This is a genomic window from Nonomuraea sp. JJY05, from assembly GCF_043496855.1.
Lineage (GTDB): Bacteria > Actinomycetota > Actinomycetes > Streptosporangiales > Streptosporangiaceae > Nonomuraea.
The window spans coordinates 59,352-74,498 of record NZ_JBIEIS010000033.1; the positions used below are offsets into that span (position 1 = coordinate 59,352).

Sequence of the window (15,147 nt, forward strand, 5' to 3'; positions counted from 1 at the left end):
TCGATGGTGCGGTCCGGCGCGAGGTGCCGGAGCATCTTCTCCATATGACTGTATGCCAATATGTCAGGACAAAGTCTTGACGTGAGCCGTTGTGCCGAGGCAGGCTGCACATCGTCGCCGCGCGCTCTGCCCAGGGCGTCTCCCGAGATGGAAGGGATCGAGGAAGCCATGACCACCCCGTTCACCCCGCCGCCGGATCGCCCGTGGCGCGGCGCGATGATTTCCCCGACCGGGCCGGGCGCGGCGGGGCGTGAGTGATGGCGCGGTCATACGACCTGGTGGCCATGGGCCGGTGCGGGGTGGACATCTACCCGCTCGACCACGGCGTCGGCCTGGAGGACGTGGAGCGGTTCGGCAAGTTCCTGGGCGGCAGCGCGACCAACGTGACGGTGGCCGCTGCCCGGCACGGCCGCCGGGCCGCGATCATCACGCGGACCGGGCGCGACCCGTTCGGCCGCTACGTCCGCCGGGAGCTGCGCCGCTTCGGCGTGGACGACGCCTTCGCCGGTGAGGTGGACGGCCCGCCGACGCCGGTGACCTTCTGCGAGATCTTCCCGCCGGACCATTTCCCGCTGTACTTCTACCGCTATCCGACCGCCCCCGACCTGCTGATCCAGCCGGAGGAGGTCCCGCTGGAGGCGGTGCGCGAGGCGGGGGTCTTCTGGGCCACCGTCACGGGGCTGTCGCAGGAGCCGTCGCGCTCGGCGCACTTCGCCGCGTGGCAGGCCCGCGGCCGCCGCGCGCACACCGTCCTCGATCTCGACTACCGGCCGATGTTCTGGCCGGACCCCGGTGAGGCGAGCGCGCAGATCGGCAGGGCGCTGGAGCAGATCACGGTCGCGGTCGGGAACCGGGAGGAGTGCGAGGTCGCGGTCGGCGAGAGCGACCCGAAGCGGGCGGCCGACGCCCTGCTGGAGCGGGGTGTGGAGCTCGCGATCGTGAAGCAGGGCCCGAAGGGGGTGCTCGCGGCGACCCCGGACGAGCGCGTCGAGGTGCCGCCCTTCCCCGTCGCGGTGGTCAACGGGCTCGGCGCGGGCGACGCCTTCGGCGGCGCCCTGGTCCACGGCCTGCTCAGCGGCTGGGACCTGACCCGCGTCGTGCGCTTCGCGAACGTGGCCGGCGCCATCGTCGCCGGCCGGCTCGAATGCGCCGCCGCGATGCCGGCCGAGGCCGAGGTCGAGGCGGGGCTGAAGGGCGAGGAGGAAGGACGATGACCGCCCAGGCGCCGCGCCGCCCCGGCATCGCCGATCTGACCGAGATCCGGGTACGCGAGCCGTGGCGGATCACCGAAGCGTGGGCCGCCCGCAAGCGGCGCGCCCTGGTGGGCGCCGACGGCAGGCTGCTGATCGTGGCCGCCGACCACCCGGCCCGCGGCGCGCTCGGCGTCCGCTCCGACCGCCGGGCCATGGCCTCGCGCGGCAACCTGCTGGAACGCCTGGTCCTCGCGCTGTCGCGCCCCGGCGTGGACGGCGTGCTCGGCACTCCCGACATCCTGGACGACCTGCTGCTGCTCGGCGCTCTGGAGGGCAAGGTCGCGATCGGCTCGATGAACCGGGGCGGCCTGCAGGGCGCCGTCTTCGAGCTGGACGACCGCTTCACCGCCTACACCGCGGGCGAGATCGCCGCCCGCGGCCTGGACGGCGGCAAGATGCTCACCCGCATCTGCCTGGACGACCCGGGCACGGCCGCCACGCTGGAGGCCGGCGGCCGGGCGGTCACCGAGCTGGTGGAGCACGGCGTCATGGCGATGGTGGAGCCGTTCCTGTCGGTACGGGGGGCGGACGGGCGGGTGCGGAACCTCCTCGACCCCGACTCGGTCGTCACCTCCGTCCACATCGCCGCCGGGCTGGGCGCCGGCAGCCGGCACACCTGGCTGAAGCTGCCCGTGGTCGAGGAGCTGGAACGCGTCATGGACGCCACGACCCTGCCGACCCTGCTGCTGGGCGGCGACCCCACCGGCCGTCCGGACGAGACCTACGCCGGCTGGCGGCGGGCGCTGGAGCTGCCCGCCGTGCGAGGGCTGGTCGTGGGGCGGGCGCTGCTGTTCCCGCCGGACGGCGACGTGGCGGGCGCGGTGGACGTCGCGGCGGCGCTCGTACACGGAGAAGGAGCATGAACGACAACGCGCGCCGGGCCCGGCCGCACGGCCGGGTGCGCGAGACCAGGGCCGGACAGGACGCCGATCCCCGGCCGCCGATGGGAGGATCCCGATGAGCACCCTGAGGTTGACGGTCGGCCAGGCCGTCGTGCGCTTCCTGGCCGCCCAATGGACCGAGCGCGACGGGCACCGCATGCGGCTGTTCGCCGGGTGTCTCGGGATCTTCGGCCACGGCAACGTCGCCGGGCTCGGGCAGGCGCTTCTGCAGGACGAGCTCGCCGGCGGGCCGGAGCGGCTGCGGTACGTGCCGGCCCGCAACGAGCAGGCGATGGTGCACACGGCCGTGGCCTACGCGCGCCACAAGGACCGCCTGCAGACCTGGGCCTGCACGGCGTCCGTGGGCCCCGGCTCGACCAACATGCTCACCGGGGCGGCGCTGGCCACGGTCAACCGGATCCCGGTGCTGCTGCTGCCGTCGGGCACCTTCGCGACTCGGGTGGCCGGGCCGGTGCTGCAGGAGCTGGAGGCGCCGTACGCCGCGGACGTCACCGTCAACGACGCCTTCCGCCCGCTGTCGCGCTTCTTCGACCGGGTCAACCGGCCCGAGCAGCTGCCCGCGGCGCTGCTGAACGGCATGCGGGTGCTGACCGACCCGGCCGAGACCGGCGCGGTGACGATCGCGCTGCCCCAGGACGTGCAGGCCGAGGCGTACGACTGGCCGGTCGAGCTGTTCGAGCGGCGGGTCTGGCGGGTGGGCAGGCCGCTGCCGGAGGCCGCCGACCTCGCCGACGCCGCGGCGCTGATCGCCGCGGCCCGGCGGCCGTTCGTCGTGGCGGGCGGCGGCGTGCACTACTCCGGCGCCGAGGACGCCCTGCGCGAGTTCTGCGAGGCGACCGGCATCCCGGCAGGCGAGAGCCAGGCCACCCCTCGACGGCCGCGCTCGACCCGGCCGAGAGCCTGGCCAGGCACCGCCTGCTCGCGGTGCGGGAGCAGGAGCGCGGGCCGGGACGGCAAGACCGGGCCGGCGCTGAGCCTCATGCTGACCGTCGCGCACACGTCGCGGCGCATCGACCGCAGCTACCTGTCGTACCGGATGCACGCGGAGGGATTCATCACCTGGGCGGCCGACCCGGCGGGCGTCCGCGCGTCGTTCGAGCAGAGCTTCCGGGAACGGCGCGCGGCGCTGACGGGGCGCGTGCGGGCGTCGTCGCCGCCCTGGACGACCGCGCCGCCCCGCCCGTGCCGTTCGTACGGGAGTGGGCGGCGCTGCTGGAGGAGTACCGGCGGCGGGCCGGGGCGCTGCTGGACGAGGGCCGGTTGGTTAAGCCGATGACCGAGCCGGGCGAGGCGTTCCGGGCGCGGCCCGGCGACCCGCCCGCGCCGCACCGCGAGCCGGACGAACTGCAGCGCCCGGGCTTCGAGAACCCCGCCTACCACGAGGCGATCTTCACCGACCCGGCCTTCCTGCGTTACCGGGTGCTGCTCAACTACACCTACCTGCACCTGATCCGGCTCGGGCTCACCCCGCTCGACCGGTTCAGGACCTGCCACCTGCTGGCCGACGCCGTGGAGGACGTCTACGGCCTGTCGGGACTGGACGCCCTGCGCCGCTTCGCCGACCGGGCGTCATGAGCCGACGTACTGCTCGGCGTACTCGGCCGAGGGCGCGATCGGGGTGATGACGTCGATGAGGACCCCGTCGGGGTCGGCCACGATGAAGTGCCGCTGCCCGAAGTCCTCGCTGCGCAGGGCGAGCTCGGGGGTCAGTCCCGCGCCGACGACGAGCCGTTCCCATTCGGCGTCCACGTCCTCGACCTCGAAGTTCAGCAGCAGCCCGCGGACAGGGGTGCGATACGCCGCGGGCAGCGTCGGGTGGGTGTGGTCGAGCAGCGCGAGCTCGTAGGACGGGGTCCCGGGGCGCCGCAGGCTGACGTACCAGTCGGCCTCGAACGTCGTCTCGAACCCGAGAAGCCCGGTGTAGAAGTCGCGCGACTCCTGAAGCCGGGCGGTGCAGATCACGGGATAGAAGCTGGTCAGTTCCATACGAATTCCTTTCACATACCATCGGTACGTGAATGTGTATTTGACGTACCATCGGTATGTCAAGGGAGGATGCATGAAGTCGCACGGCGTCAGGGCGCAGCAGCGGGAGCAGACCAGGCAGGCCCTGCTGCGGGAGAGCAGGCGCCTGTTCGCGGACCGGGGATACGGCGCGGTGAGCCTGTCGGAGATCGTCGCCGAGGCGGGGGTGACCAAGGGCGCGCTCTACCACCTCTTCGAGAGCAAGGCCGAGTTGTTCAGGGCCGTCCTGGAGCAGGTGCAGCAGGAGGTGGCCGAGACGGTGGCGCGGACCGCCGACGTCCACGACGACCTCTGGACCCGCCTGACCGTCGGCTGCCAGGCGTTCCTGACCGCCAGCACGGCCCCGGGCGTTCAGCGGATCATGCTCGTCGACGGCCCCGCCGTGCTCGGCTGGACCGAATGGCGCGCGATGGACGAGGCCGCCTCGGCCCGCCACCTGGCCGATGCGCTCGCCGACCTGATCGAGGAGGGCACGATCGCGCCCCAGCCGGTCGCGCCGCTGACCCACCTGCTGTCGGGCGCGATGAACGAGGCGGCGCTGTGGCTGGCCGGGTCGGACGACCCCGCGGACCTGCCGGCCACCCAGGCCGCCCTGGCGCGGCTGCTGGAGGCGCTACGCGGCGACATGCGCGCTCAGGGGCGAGCGCCGTCGGCACGGTGAGCACCTCCGTTCGCCCGATCTCGCGGCGCCTGGTACGCGAGAAAAGCGGGTGACATTTCGCATCACGTACAGGAATGTTGGGCGGGGGCGATGAGTTTTGTCGGTGCCGTCGGTCAGTCTGTGTATGACCACGACTACTCGTGAGACCCAAGGCCGGAAGACCGGCCGTGAGCACACTATGTCCGACAACTCTGATAGAGGTACCGTGCCCAGCCCACAGCTCGACTCACCCGCCAAGTCCGCGACCACGCGCTCAGGTCGCACCCCGGCCGTGATCCGGCTGCTTGTGCTCGCCACGTTCGTGGTCATCCTCAATGAGACGATCATGATCAACGCGATCCCGCGCCTGATGGACGCGCTGCGCATCACCGAGCAGACCGCGCAGTGGCTCTCGACCGCCTTCATGTTGACCATGGCCGCGGTCATTCCGATCACCGGCTGGTTCCTGCAGCGGGTGTCCACCCGCAACGCCTACACGGTCGCGATGGGCCTGTTCCTGGCCGGCACGGCACTGGCCACCGTCGCGCCGACGTTCGAGGTGCTGCTGGGCGCCCGCATCGTCCAGGCGTCCGGGACGGCCGTGATGATGCCGCTGCTGATGACCACGCTGATGCAGGTGGTGCCCGAGGAGGATCGGGGCCGGGTCATGGGCAATGTCACCCTGGCCATCTCGGTCGCGCCCGCGATGGGCCCGGCGATCTCGGGGGTGATCCTGCATTTCGGGTCCTGGCGCCTGCTGTTCGCCGTGGTGTTCCCCATTGCCGCCGTGATCGCCTGGAGCGGCCTGAAGCGGCTCAAGAACGTCGGCGAGCCCCAGTTCAGCACCATCGACTGGTTCAGCGTGGCGACCGCGGCGGCGGGCTTCGGCGGCCTGGTCTACGGGCTCAGCCGGTTCGAGGGCGGTGACGTCCGCGTCGCCGCCGGGATCGTGGCGGCCGGGCTGGCCACCATCGCCGTCTTCGTCTTCCGCCAGCTGTCGTTGCAGAAGCGCGACATACCGCTGATGGACCTGCGCACCCTGCGCCACCGCACCTACACCGTCGCGCTGATCCTGATGTCGGTGGCCTTCATGGCGATGCTCGGCTCGATGATCCTGCTGCCGCTGTACCTGCAGAGCATCCGCGGCCTCAGCGCCCTGGAGACCGGGCTCCTCGTCATGCCGGGCGGCCTGGCGATGGGGCTGCTCGGTCCGACCGTCGGCCGCCTGTTCGACAAGTTCGGCGGCCGGGTCCTGGTCATCCCCGGCGCGATCGGGATCATGGTCGCGCTCGCCGGCTTCACCCAGGTCACGATGACCATGCCGTACTGGCAGATCCTCGGCCTGCACGCGCTGCTGATGGTGGGCCTGGCCGCGACCTTCACCCCGGTGTTCACCCTCGGGCTCGGCGCGGTTCCCCCGCCGCTCTACTCCCACGGCAGCTCGATCCTGAGCACGCTGCAGCAGGTCTCGGCGGCCTTCGGCACCGCGCTCGTGATCACCGTGATGAGCGCGCGAGCCGACGCCCTGAAGGCCGTGGACGTCCCCGAGGCGCTCGCCAACCTCGACGGCATGCGACTGGCCTTCATCATCGGCGCGGTGCTGTCCGTGGCCGTGGTCATCACCGCCCTGCTCCTGCCGGCGAAGGCCGAACACGCCGGCGAGCCGGGGGGACACGGTCACTGAAGCCGCATCACCGGCCCTGACCCCCGCGACTTGCCGGTGAGCACGTGCGCGGGGGCCGCCCGGTCGGTGGTCACCGATCGGGCGGCCGGGGAACGAGGCGGTGCTGTGCTTGGCCGCCGTGGTGGCCGAGGCGTTGCGAGAGGGTGGCGGCGCCGGTGCGGACGAGGTCGGTCCACTGCTGTCGGCGCTGGTCGGTCCAGCGGACGGTGGGCACCGAGACGCTCATCGCGGCCGCCATGCGTTCGGTGTGATCGAGTACGCCGACGGCGACACAGGCGACAGCCTCGTTGGACTCGCAGTTGTCGTAGGCCACGCCTGTCCGGCGGATCTCGGCCAGTTGCGCGCGTAGTCCGGCGTGCGTGGTGATGCTGTTCGGGGTCATCGACTCGAGGGGCCGGTCGTGCGGGTAGCGCGCATCGAGTGCCTCCGTGGTCAGGCCGGACAGCAGCATCTTCCCGACCGCGGTGCAGTGCGCCGGGAGCCGGCGGCCGACCGCGGAGACCATCCGTACCGGATGAGTGCTGTCCACCTTGGCGATGTACACCACCTCGGCCCCGTCCAGGATCGCCACGTGCACGCTCTCGTCGCAGGCGGCGGCCACCTCGGTGGCCGCGTGCTGAGCCTGCCTGGTCAGGTCGAGGCGGTCGGCGAACAGCCCGCCCAGCTCGAAGAGCCTCATGCCCAGCTGGTAGCGGATCGGGGCGCTCGGCTCGGCTACCAGGTAGCCACGCTCGACCAGGGTGTTGACCAGCTCGTGCACGGTGGTCCGGGGCAGGCCGAGCCGGGCGGTGATGTCGGAGGCGGCCAGCGCGCCCTCGGTGAGGAACAGCTCGAGGATGTCGAGCGCTCGGTTGAGCGCCGGAACCGTTCGGGCCATCGCTGTCTCCTGCCGGTGGGGGCGGGTGGCCGCGGCATATCCGTCGGCCGGCATTGACGACCGCGAGCCTGAATCGTTAGCCTCCGCATGTCGATATACCGAACCCTGTTCGAGATTTCGAACAATAGGGGACTGGGAGCGCGATGTCCACCACCAATGAGCTGCTCGTCGGGCTCGGGCTGCCTGCTGACGACGGGTCCACGCCGCCGCCGTCTCCCTGCCGGTTCCCCGACGGGGCCCAATACCGGGTCGAGATTCCCAGCGTGGAGGGGCCGGCCAGCCTCGCCGCCGTCCTGCGCGAGGCGCGACGGCTGGACGTCCCGGTCACCCGGGTCTCGCAGGGCACCGGCGTGGGCCTGCTCACGGACGGCGAGATCACGGAAATGGTCGGCATGGCCGCCGACGCCGGGGTGGAGCTGTCCTTGTTCGCCCGTCCGTGCGCCGGCTGGGACACCTCCGCGATGAGCCGCGCGCCCGCCGGGGGCGGCCTCGCCCCGGCGGTGCGCGGGCAGGACCAGCTGGTCGCCGTGGTGGACGAGATCCGCCGGGCGGCCGAGCTGGGCGTACGCAGCGTGCTGATCGCCGACGTGGGCGTGCTCTCGGTGTTCGGCCAGCTGCGCGACAGCGGGGAGCTGCCTGCGGAGATGCAGGCCAAGGTGTCGGTGATGCTCCCGATCGCGAACCCGGCCACGGCCAAGGTGATCGCCGGGCTCGGCGCGGACACGCTCAACCTGCCGACCGACCTGACCCTCGCGCAGATCGGGGCCATCCGCGGCGCGGTCACGCAGCCGCTGGACATCTACGTCGAGTCGCCGGACAACCTGGGCGGTTTCGTCCGCCACTACGAGCTGCCGCGGCTGGTGGAGCTGGCGGCGCCGGTGTACGCGAAGTTCGGCCTGCGCAACGCCCCGGACATCTACCCGTCCGGCAGCCACCTGGAGGCCACCTCGGTGGCGCTGTCGATCGAGCGGGTCCGCCGGGCCAGGCTGGGTCTGGACCTGCTGGCGCGGGCCGGTTCGAAGGCCGTCTGCTCCGCCGCCGGCGCCGCCGGGCTGGCCCTGCCGGTCTCCGGCTGACGCCGGGCGCCGGGATCATGACCGGGTCTCGGTAGTCGCCGATCACGGCTCCGTCGGGCACGCTCTTGAGCGCGGCGAACAGCTCGTCGAGGAAGTCGCGCTGCCCGGCGGGCGTCTCCCCGTAGGGCACGGGGCCGTTGTCGTGGAGCTGGCCTTCAAGACCTTCATCGGTGACCGGGTTCCCGGCGACCGTCGCCGCGCCGCGGATGCCCGCCGTGCGCCAGCCCGGTAACTCGGCCGGCCTGGTGGGCGGGGTCGCCTTCCGGTTCCACGCCGGGCGGATCCTGCGCCGGATGGGGGAGGAGTTCGGCCGCCACCCCCGGGGTGATCGGCTTTCAGATGCGCGCCGACGTGGCCCGCGGCACCTTGCCCATCACGAACGGCCACGTCGAGCTGCCCGAGCAGCCGGGCATCGACATCGACGAGGCGCAGGCGCAGGCGTGGCGGCACCCGTACATGCCCGAACCGGCGCTCGACCTGATCCGGCCCGACGGCTCACTCACCGACCGGTAGGCAGGCACGACGCGACGGCTGACAGGTGAGATCGTCCTGGTGACCGGGGCCGCCGGCGGCATCGGCTCCGCGGTCGCCGCCGGGCCCGTGGCCTCATCGCGCGCGGTCACGGTACGCGCTGGGCGCGAGCCCGTGGACGCTCGCGAACTTGCGGGAGAAGTACAGCGCGTCGTCGTATCCGGCCTCGCGGGCGATGGTGCTGACCGTGAGGCCGGAGTGGTCGAGCAGCTCCCGGGCGCGCGCCATGCGCAGCTGCGTCTGATACTTCAGCGGAGAGACCCCGAGCTGCTCCCGGAAGAGAGCGCCGAGCTGGGACGTGCTCAGGCCGACCATCGCCGCCAGCGAGCCGACGGAGGTGCGCTGGGGCGTGGTCGCACGCAGGTGTTCGACGGCACGCTCGACCGGGCTGAGCGAGGCCCCGAGGGGACGGCGGCCGGTGGCGACGACCTGGGCGAGCGCGTTCCAGGCCGCGCCGGAGGCCCGTACGAGGCCTCCCGTGGTCCCGGCGTCGAGGCCGTCGATCACCTGTGAGACGAGACTGGCGACGGGCGCGGGATCCCGAAGATGCGTCACGATTCCACCGGCCGCCGCCCGCGCGGCGCTGACGAGGTCGGCGGCGTCGGAGCCCACGGCGTGGAACCACCACAGGGTCCAGGGGTCGGTGTCCGAAGCCCCGTACTCGTGGGCCATTCCGGCGGGCAGGAGGACCGCGTCCCCCCGCTGGACGGCGAAACGTCCATCGCCGGTCTCGACCCAGCCTGAACCGTCGGTGCAGACCAGGAGGATGTGCTGCCCGGCGCCGCCGGGCCGGGCAGCTCCATGCCGTGCGGCGTGGAGGAAGATCCCGGTATCGGTGACCAGGAGCCGGTTGGTCACGGGCCGGCTGAGCGCCCTGCGCACCGTGGGCCGGGGGACGACCAGCATCCGCCCGCCGGCGAACTCCTCGGGCAGCGAGCGGTTCGTCGCCCTGTCCGTCGTTTCGTCCATATGAGGCAGTGAAACGCCTATCGGCCCGCCGGGTCAACCGGCCATACGATCACCACGGCCCGCCCCTCTCGAAGGAGAACGATGAACGACAAGGCCCGCATGTTGCGTGTCTCCCCGCCGTCCCCGCCCCGCCGGGGACACCTCCCGCTGGGAGACGAGACGAGGACGACGGACCGGATCGACGTCACGAGCCGGTGGCTCGAACGCGGTGGCAAGCCCTGGTTCCCGGTGACCGGGGAGATCCACTACTCGCGCATCCCGCGCGAGCGCTGGAACGAGGTTCTCGGACACGCGCGCGCCGGCGGACTGGACACGGTGGCGACGTACGTGCTCTGGCAGGCGCACGAGCCCGAGCCCGGCCGCTTCCGATGGGACGGCAACCTCGACCTGCGCGCGTTCATCGAGCTCGCCGCGCGGCACGGCCTGGACGTCATCGTCCGGATGGGCCCGTGGGCACACGGTGAGGCGCGCCGCGGCGGGTTCCCGGACTGGCTCGTCGAGCGCGGGCTCAAGACCCGCACCAACGATCCCGCCTACCTCGAGCCGGCCCGCGCGCTCTACGCCCAGACGATCAGTCAACTGGCCGGCCTCACCCACGCCGAGGGCGGGCCCGTGGTGGGCGCCCAGATGGACAACGAGCTGTACGACCAGCCGCAGCATCTCGCCATGCTCAGACGCGTCGCCGAGGATCTGGGACTGCGGGTGCCCCTGTGGACCGCGACGGGCTGGGGCGGCGCGCTGGTGCCCGAGACGCTGCTCCCGCTCTACAGCGCCTACTCCGACGGATTCTGGGAGGACTCGCAGACGGAGTGGCCCCCGTTCGCGGCCCATCACTTCCGTTACAGCGAGGTCCGTGACGACCTGACGGTGGGCGCGGACCTGCGCGAGGCGCTCGACGGCATCGTGCTCGACCCCACGGCGGTCCCGCTCAAGGACGACGCCGCGACCCCCTTCGCCACCTGCGAGATCGGGGGCGGCATGCACGTCGCCTACCATCGGCGCCCGCTGGTCACGGCTCAGGACATCGCCGCGCTCGCCCTGGCCAAGATCGGGAGCGGGTCGATCTGGCAGGGCTACTACATGTACGCCGGCGGCACCCAGCGGACCGGGGCGCACGGCACCGAACAGGAGTCGCACGCCACCGGCTACCCCAACGACGTGCCGAGCCTGAGCTACGACTTCTACGCCCCGATCGGGGAGCACGGCCAGATCCGCCCGCACCACCACCTGCTGCGCCGCCTGCACCTGTGGCTGGCCGGGGAAGGCGCCCGGCTCGCGCCGATGAGCGTGACCGTCGGCGGCGGCAGCGACGACCCGGGCGAGCTGCGATGGGCCGTCCGTTCGGACGGGGAGAGCGGCTACCTCTTCCTGACCACGTACCAGCCGCCCAAGCGGCCGCTCGACGCGCAGAAGGATGTCCAGGTCACGGTGTCGTTCGAGGACGCCGACGTCACCGTTCCGAGCAGGCCCGTCGACCTTCCCTCCGGGGTGTCGCTGGTGTGGCCGCTTCGCTGTCCGCTCGCCCCGGGGATCGTCCTGCGCAGCGCCACCGCGCAACTCGTCACCAGGATCACCGATGAGCACGGCGACCTGGTCGTCCTGTGCGCGACCGACGGCGTCCCGGTGGAGCTCGTCCTCGACGGTGACGTGGCGGTCGGCGGGGGCCGGTCCGTCGGCGACACGACGGTGGTGGACGTCGCCGAGCCCGGGCCGGAGCGCGTCGTCGTCCTGCCCGGCGTTCGGGTCCTCGTCCTTGACGAGGCGAGCGCGAACCGCCTGTACCGGCTGGAGGTCGCGGGTCGCGAGCGGCTCGTGCTGTCCGACGCGCCGGTGTACGCCCTCGACGGCGCCCTGGTCCTCCATCCGGAGGCGGAGCGGTCCACCGTGGCGTTGCTGCCCGCGCTCGCCGGGCTGACGGCCGAGGGCGGCGAGCTCGACGGCCCCCGTGGGGAGCAGCTGTGGCAGACCTGGTCGGTGGGCGTCGCCGGCGCAGGGGTCCGGACGGTCGCCGCCGGCCTGCACCCGCACGCCCCCGCGCCCCCCGCCCCGACTCGCGGCGGGCCGATGGACCGGCTCAGCGCGCCGACCGACTACTCCGGCGCGGCGCGCGTGCACCTGGACGTGCCGCGTGACGCGCTCGACGGCGTCGACCGCGTGCTGTTGCGGGTGACCTGGACCGGCGACGTCGGCCGCGCGTTCGTGGGCGACCGGCTCGTCAGCGACCACTTCTGGTACGGGCGCTCCTGGGACGTCGACCTCACGCCGTGGCGTGACGAGGTCGCCGCGCACGGGGTGCGGCTCGAACTGCTGCCGTGGCGTTGCGACACCGGTGTGTGGGTCGACCCGGCTGTGCGGAACGTTCCCGACGGCATCTCCGTCGCCTGCGCGGAGGTGGTACGGGTGGGCCGCGTCGTCCTGCGCCCAGCATGATCAGGTTTCTCAATAGTAGTACTGATTTCTGACCCTGGCCGCCGCCGAGCATGCTGCTCGACACGCGCGGCTTCCTGATCGCGCCGCCCGACCCCTACGGCGCCCCGAACGTCGCGGCGCCGAAGAACGGCAAGCTCATCGCGACCGTCGTGCCCAACGCCTCCAGGGCAAGGAACCCGCCGCCCAGACGATCAAGGAGGCCGCGTACAAGAAGTAGGGCGGATGAGCGTGAGCGAGGTCCGTGTCTCCCGGAGGCGGATGACGACGCCGCCGCTCACCGCCCGCCCCTTCCGGTTCGTCAACGGTTTCGCCGAGCGCACCGCCGTACCGGGCCTCGGCATCGAGGTCGACGCGGCGGCGTGGAGCGCGCGGTCACCGGTGGCGCAACCCGGTCTGGCGGCACCCGGACGGCTCCTTCGCCGAATGGTGGCGGCTGTTCACCTGCCCGCCAGGTGGTTGCGGATGGCGGTGCCGGCGCGCTCGTAGGCGTTCGGGTCGTCGTGCAGCAAGGAGACGGCGTTGGCGTTCTCCATGAAAGCGATCAGCTCGAAGGCGAGCTGGTCGGCGTCCGTGTCGTCGGCGAGCTCGCCGAGCTGGCGGGCGTCGTCGATGGTACGCGCCACGAAGCGGGCCCAGTCGAGACCGGCGGCGGCGACGGCATCGCGTACCCGGCCCGGACGGGCGTCGAACTCCGCGGTGACGGCGAAGAAGAAGCAGCCGCCGGGGAAGACCCGCCGCTGGGAGTAGCTCAACCAGCTCTCGCACAGCCGCCGCAACCTCCCCAGGCCCGGTGGCACGGCCAGTGCGGGCTGGATGACCTCGTCGACGTACACCTTCATCGCGGTGCGGATCGTGGCGAGCTGGAGCTCTTCCTTGGAGCCGAAGTAGCCGAACAGGCCGCTCTTGCTCACGCCGAGATCCGTGGCCAGCCGGCCGATCGACAGCCCTTCGAGCCCGTCCTGCGAGGCGATGTCCGCCGCCCGGCGCAGGATCACCTCGCGTGCCCGCTCGTCCCGCGGCCGTCCCGCCATCTCCACCCCTTTCACGCACGAACGTTCGGGCCAGGATAGCGGCTTGACGTTGGCTTCGGTGCCTCTCTATTCTCGGCACGAACGTTCGTACAAAGAAAGGTTGTCTCCTGCCATGGACCTCCTGAACCCTGGACCGGCGTCATGCTGAGATCCCGCTGGACTCCCGGACCGGCGGCCGGCATCACCGGCTCGGTGCTGGTCAGCGTCACCGACTTCCGGATCGGCCGGCTGCGCGACCTGCCCGGCGTCTACCAGGCCGGGCTCACGCTGCGCCGCGCGTGGCCCGACCTGCCCGGCGCGGTCGGCATGTGGCTGTGGACGGAGCCGCTGCGGGGCAGGTGCGGCTCGGTGTCGATCTGGCAGGATGAACAGGCCCTGCGCAAGTTCGTCGCCTGGCCGGACCACGTCGCCATCGTGCGGCGCTACCGCGGGCGGGGACGGCTCAGGTCCACCACGTGGACGACCACCCAACCCGACCCCGGCATCTGGGCCCAGGCGCACTCGTACCTGGCCGGCGGACCGTGACCGGCCACACCACACGAAGGAAGGACATATGCCACGCGAGAGCGGCGAGCATGAAGTGCTGCGCGTCATAGCCGACCGGGTCCGCAGCGGCAGCCGTCCCGGCGCTCGCCAGGACGGCCACCGGGTGGCCCTTGCCATCGAGGGCGGCGGCATGCGTGGCACGGTCTCCGCCGGCATGGCCTTGGCCCTGCACGAGGCCGGAGTGGCGCACGCCTTCGACGCGGTCTACGGCGCATCGGCCGGGGCCATCACCGGGGCCTGGCTGCTCAGCGGGACTCCCGAGCAGCTGACCGGCTGGGCCGAACCCGTCTACGCGCGAGCGATGATCCGCCCGTCCAACCTCCTGCGCGGTCGTCCGATGGTCGATGTGCGGAACCTGGTCGAGTACCTGTACTGCGAAGTGACCAGGATGGACTTCGACGCCGTCCTGGCCAACCCCATCGAGTACCACCCGCTGGCCACCGACGTACAGACCGGGCGGTCCACCGATCTGCGCCCGCATCTGACCGGCCCCGCCGAGCTGAGGCTGGCCCTGCGGGCCAGCGCCGCACTGCCGTTCCTCGCCGGTCCGCCGGTCGAACTGGCCGGGCGGCTCTTCTACGACGCGGGACTCGCCGAGTCCATCCCGTACCGCACCGCCCTGGCGCAGGGGGCCAGCCACGTCCTCGTACTGCGCTCCCGTCCCGCACCGTCAACCGGGATGCCGGCCGCGGGAACGGCGACCGCGACCGGGACACCGGCCGCGCGACCGTCGTACGGGGCGCGCCTGATCGCCGCGACCGTGCTGCGGGACTGCCCGGAGGCACTGCACCGCAGTTTCTACGCGCGCGACCACCGCTTGATGCACGACGACGCGCTGCTCGCCCAGTACGACCGGCCCGCGCCCCCGACGGCCGGCGCGCCCGCCGACGGCCAGGGCCGGCCCGAGGCGGCGGTGCTGTCCGTGCGAGCCGCAACCGACGCCCCGCAGGTCGGTCGCCTCACCCGCAACGGCAAACCCCTCAAAGCCGCGCTCGAAGCCGGCCGTGCGGCCGTCGACCGGCTGCTGCGACCGCTCGGCCGGCCGACCGCCGCACCATAGGGGCGACGGCTGCTGCGCCCCCGGCAGCCGTCCGTCGCACCATAGACGTGGCGGCTACTGCGCCCCGGCAACCGTCCGCCGCGCCATAGGCGTGGCGGCTACTGCGCGCCCCGGCGGCCGGCC

The 15,147-nt window shown here is 72.5% G+C and carries 16 protein-coding genes; 12 read left to right on the top strand and 4 right to left on the bottom strand.

The window, feature by feature from the left end; translation table 11 throughout:
- The first annotated feature begins 257 nt into the window (after positions 1 to 257).
- From iolC to ACFKCF_RS40700, 4 genes are all read left to right on the top strand, one after another.
- Positions 258 to 1,214, top strand: coding sequence for a 5-dehydro-2-deoxygluconokinase (iolC, locus tag ACFKCF_RS40685; RefSeq protein ID WP_394500674.1), 957 nt, complete (start codon positions 258 to 260; stop codon positions 1,212 to 1,214).
- Positions 1,211 to 2,116 carry a deoxyribose-phosphate aldolase gene (locus ACFKCF_RS40690; RefSeq protein WP_394500675.1) on the top strand — a complete coding sequence of 302 codons (906 nt, stop codon included), beginning with the start codon at positions 1,211 to 1,213 and terminating at the stop codon, positions 2,114 to 2,116. Before iolC ends, ACFKCF_RS40690 begins: the two co-directional genes overlap by 4 nt.
- A gap of 94 nt (positions 2,117 to 2,210) precedes the next feature.
- On the top strand, positions 2,211 to 3,431 hold the full coding sequence (locus ACFKCF_RS40695) for a thiamine pyrophosphate-binding protein (protein WP_394500676.1): 1,221 nt from the start codon (positions 2,211 to 2,213) through the stop codon (positions 3,429 to 3,431).
- Entirely contained in the window at positions 3,428 to 3,730 is a 303-nt protein-coding gene (locus ACFKCF_RS40700; protein ID WP_394500677.1) for a hypothetical protein, read from the top strand. Before ACFKCF_RS40695 ends, ACFKCF_RS40700 begins: the two co-directional genes overlap by 4 nt.
- Here the strand turns inward: ACFKCF_RS40700 and ACFKCF_RS40705 are convergent.
- Positions 3,725 to 4,141, bottom strand: coding sequence for a VOC family protein (locus ACFKCF_RS40705; RefSeq protein ID WP_394500678.1), 417 nt, complete (start codon positions 4,139 to 4,141; stop codon positions 3,725 to 3,727). The two genes, ACFKCF_RS40700 and ACFKCF_RS40705, sit on opposite strands and share 6 nt — an antisense overlap.
- 73 nt (positions 4,142 to 4,214) lie before the next feature.
- Here ACFKCF_RS40705 and ACFKCF_RS40710 point away from each other — a divergent pair, with 73 nt between their 5' ends.
- On the top strand, positions 4,215 to 4,841 hold the full coding sequence (locus ACFKCF_RS40710; RefSeq protein ID WP_394500679.1) for a TetR/AcrR family transcriptional regulator: 627 nt from the start codon (positions 4,215 to 4,217) through the stop codon (positions 4,839 to 4,841).
- A gap of 205 nt (positions 4,842 to 5,046) precedes the next feature.
- Positions 5,047 to 6,504: an MDR family MFS transporter gene (locus tag ACFKCF_RS40715; RefSeq protein WP_394500680.1), complete on the top strand. Its 1,458-nt coding sequence runs from the start codon at positions 5,047 to 5,049 to the stop codon at positions 6,502 to 6,504.
- Between the two features lie 70 nt (positions 6,505 to 6,574).
- Here ACFKCF_RS40715 and ACFKCF_RS40720 read toward each other — a convergent pair whose 3' ends face one another.
- A complete protein-coding gene (locus ACFKCF_RS40720) occupies positions 6,575 to 7,381 on the bottom strand; it encodes an IclR family transcriptional regulator (protein WP_394500681.1) in 807 nt (268 codons plus the stop codon).
- 143 nt (positions 7,382 to 7,524) lie between these two features.
- Here ACFKCF_RS40720 and ACFKCF_RS40725 point away from each other — a divergent pair, with 143 nt between their 5' ends.
- Both ACFKCF_RS40725 and ACFKCF_RS40730 read left to right on the top strand, forming a co-directional pair.
- Positions 7,525 to 8,457 carry a U32 family peptidase gene (locus ACFKCF_RS40725; protein WP_394500682.1) on the top strand — a complete coding sequence of 311 codons (933 nt, stop codon included), beginning with the start codon at positions 7,525 to 7,527 and terminating at the stop codon, positions 8,455 to 8,457.
- 339 nt (positions 8,458 to 8,796) lie between these two features.
- Positions 8,797 to 8,970: a hypothetical protein gene (locus ACFKCF_RS40730; protein ID WP_394500683.1), complete on the top strand. Its 174-nt coding sequence runs from the start codon at positions 8,797 to 8,799 to the stop codon at positions 8,968 to 8,970.
- Between the two features lie 93 nt (positions 8,971 to 9,063).
- On the opposite strand, the gene ACFKCF_RS40735 is transcribed toward ACFKCF_RS40730, so the two are convergent.
- The gene (locus tag ACFKCF_RS40735; protein WP_394500684.1) at positions 9,064 to 9,957 is read right to left on the bottom strand and encodes a helix-turn-helix domain-containing protein; all 894 of its coding nucleotides are present in this window, start codon (positions 9,955 to 9,957) and stop codon (positions 9,064 to 9,066) included.
- Between the two features lie 81 nt (positions 9,958 to 10,038).
- On the opposite strand from ACFKCF_RS40735, the gene ACFKCF_RS40740 reads away from it, so the two are divergent.
- Complete coding sequence (locus ACFKCF_RS40740) at positions 10,039 to 12,387, top strand: beta-galactosidase (protein ID WP_394500685.1); 2,349 nt, start codon at positions 10,039 to 10,041, stop codon at positions 12,385 to 12,387.
- 222 nt (positions 12,388 to 12,609) lie between these two features.
- Positions 12,610 to 12,873 (top strand): hypothetical protein, encoded by a 264-nt coding sequence (locus ACFKCF_RS40745; RefSeq protein WP_394500686.1) that lies wholly within the window; start codon positions 12,610 to 12,612, stop codon positions 12,871 to 12,873.
- Here the strand turns inward: ACFKCF_RS40745 and ACFKCF_RS40750 are convergent.
- On the bottom strand, positions 12,825 to 13,433 hold the full coding sequence (locus tag ACFKCF_RS40750) for a TetR/AcrR family transcriptional regulator (protein ID WP_394500687.1): 609 nt from the start codon (positions 13,431 to 13,433) through the stop codon (positions 12,825 to 12,827). The two genes, ACFKCF_RS40745 and ACFKCF_RS40750, sit on opposite strands and share 49 nt — an antisense overlap.
- 126 nt (positions 13,434 to 13,559) lie before the next feature.
- Between ACFKCF_RS40750 and ACFKCF_RS40755 the strand changes: the two genes are divergently transcribed.
- Entirely contained in the window at positions 13,560 to 13,943 is a 384-nt protein-coding gene (locus ACFKCF_RS40755; RefSeq protein WP_394500688.1) for a hypothetical protein, read from the top strand.
- 28 nt (positions 13,944 to 13,971) lie between these two features.
- The gene (locus ACFKCF_RS40760; RefSeq protein WP_394500689.1) at positions 13,972 to 15,024 is read left to right on the top strand and encodes a patatin family protein; all 1,053 of its coding nucleotides are present in this window, start codon (positions 13,972 to 13,974) and stop codon (positions 15,022 to 15,024) included.
- Positions 15,025 to 15,147 lie beyond the last annotated feature (123 nt).

Bases quoted from the DNA above. Each gene is read 5' to 3' on its own strand.
- iolC (WP_394500674.1), top strand. From the start codon at position 258: ATGGCGCGGTCATACGACCTGGTGGCCATGGGCCGGTGCGGGGTGGAC.
- ACFKCF_RS40690 (WP_394500675.1), top strand. From the start codon at position 1,211: ATGACCGCCCAGGCGCCGCGCCGCCCCGGCATCGCCGATCTGACCGAG.
- ACFKCF_RS40695 (WP_394500676.1), top strand. From the start codon at position 2,211: ATGAGCACCCTGAGGTTGACGGTCGGCCAGGCCGTCGTGCGCTTCCTG.
- ACFKCF_RS40700 (WP_394500677.1), top strand. From the start codon at position 3,428: ATGACCGAGCCGGGCGAGGCGTTCCGGGCGCGGCCCGGCGACCCGCCC.
- ACFKCF_RS40705 (WP_394500678.1), bottom strand. From the start codon at position 4,141: ATGGAACTGACCAGCTTCTATCCCGTGATCTGCACCGCCCGGCTTCAG.
- ACFKCF_RS40710 (WP_394500679.1), top strand. From the start codon at position 4,215: ATGAAGTCGCACGGCGTCAGGGCGCAGCAGCGGGAGCAGACCAGGCAG.
- ACFKCF_RS40720 (WP_394500681.1), bottom strand. From the start codon at position 7,381: ATGGCCCGAACGGTTCCGGCGCTCAACCGAGCGCTCGACATCCTCGAG.
- ACFKCF_RS40725 (WP_394500682.1), top strand. From the start codon at position 7,525: ATGTCCACCACCAATGAGCTGCTCGTCGGGCTCGGGCTGCCTGCTGAC.
- ACFKCF_RS40730 (WP_394500683.1), top strand. From the start codon at position 8,797: ATGCGCGCCGACGTGGCCCGCGGCACCTTGCCCATCACGAACGGCCAC.
- ACFKCF_RS40735 (WP_394500684.1), bottom strand. From the start codon at position 9,957: ATGGACGAAACGACGGACAGGGCGACGAACCGCTCGCTGCCCGAGGAG.
- ACFKCF_RS40740 (WP_394500685.1), top strand. From the start codon at position 10,039: ATGAACGACAAGGCCCGCATGTTGCGTGTCTCCCCGCCGTCCCCGCCC.
- ACFKCF_RS40745 (WP_394500686.1), top strand. From the start codon at position 12,610: ATGAGCGTGAGCGAGGTCCGTGTCTCCCGGAGGCGGATGACGACGCCG.
- ACFKCF_RS40755 (WP_394500688.1), top strand. From the start codon at position 13,560: ATGCTGAGATCCCGCTGGACTCCCGGACCGGCGGCCGGCATCACCGGC.
- ACFKCF_RS40760 (WP_394500689.1), top strand. From the start codon at position 13,972: ATGCCACGCGAGAGCGGCGAGCATGAAGTGCTGCGCGTCATAGCCGAC.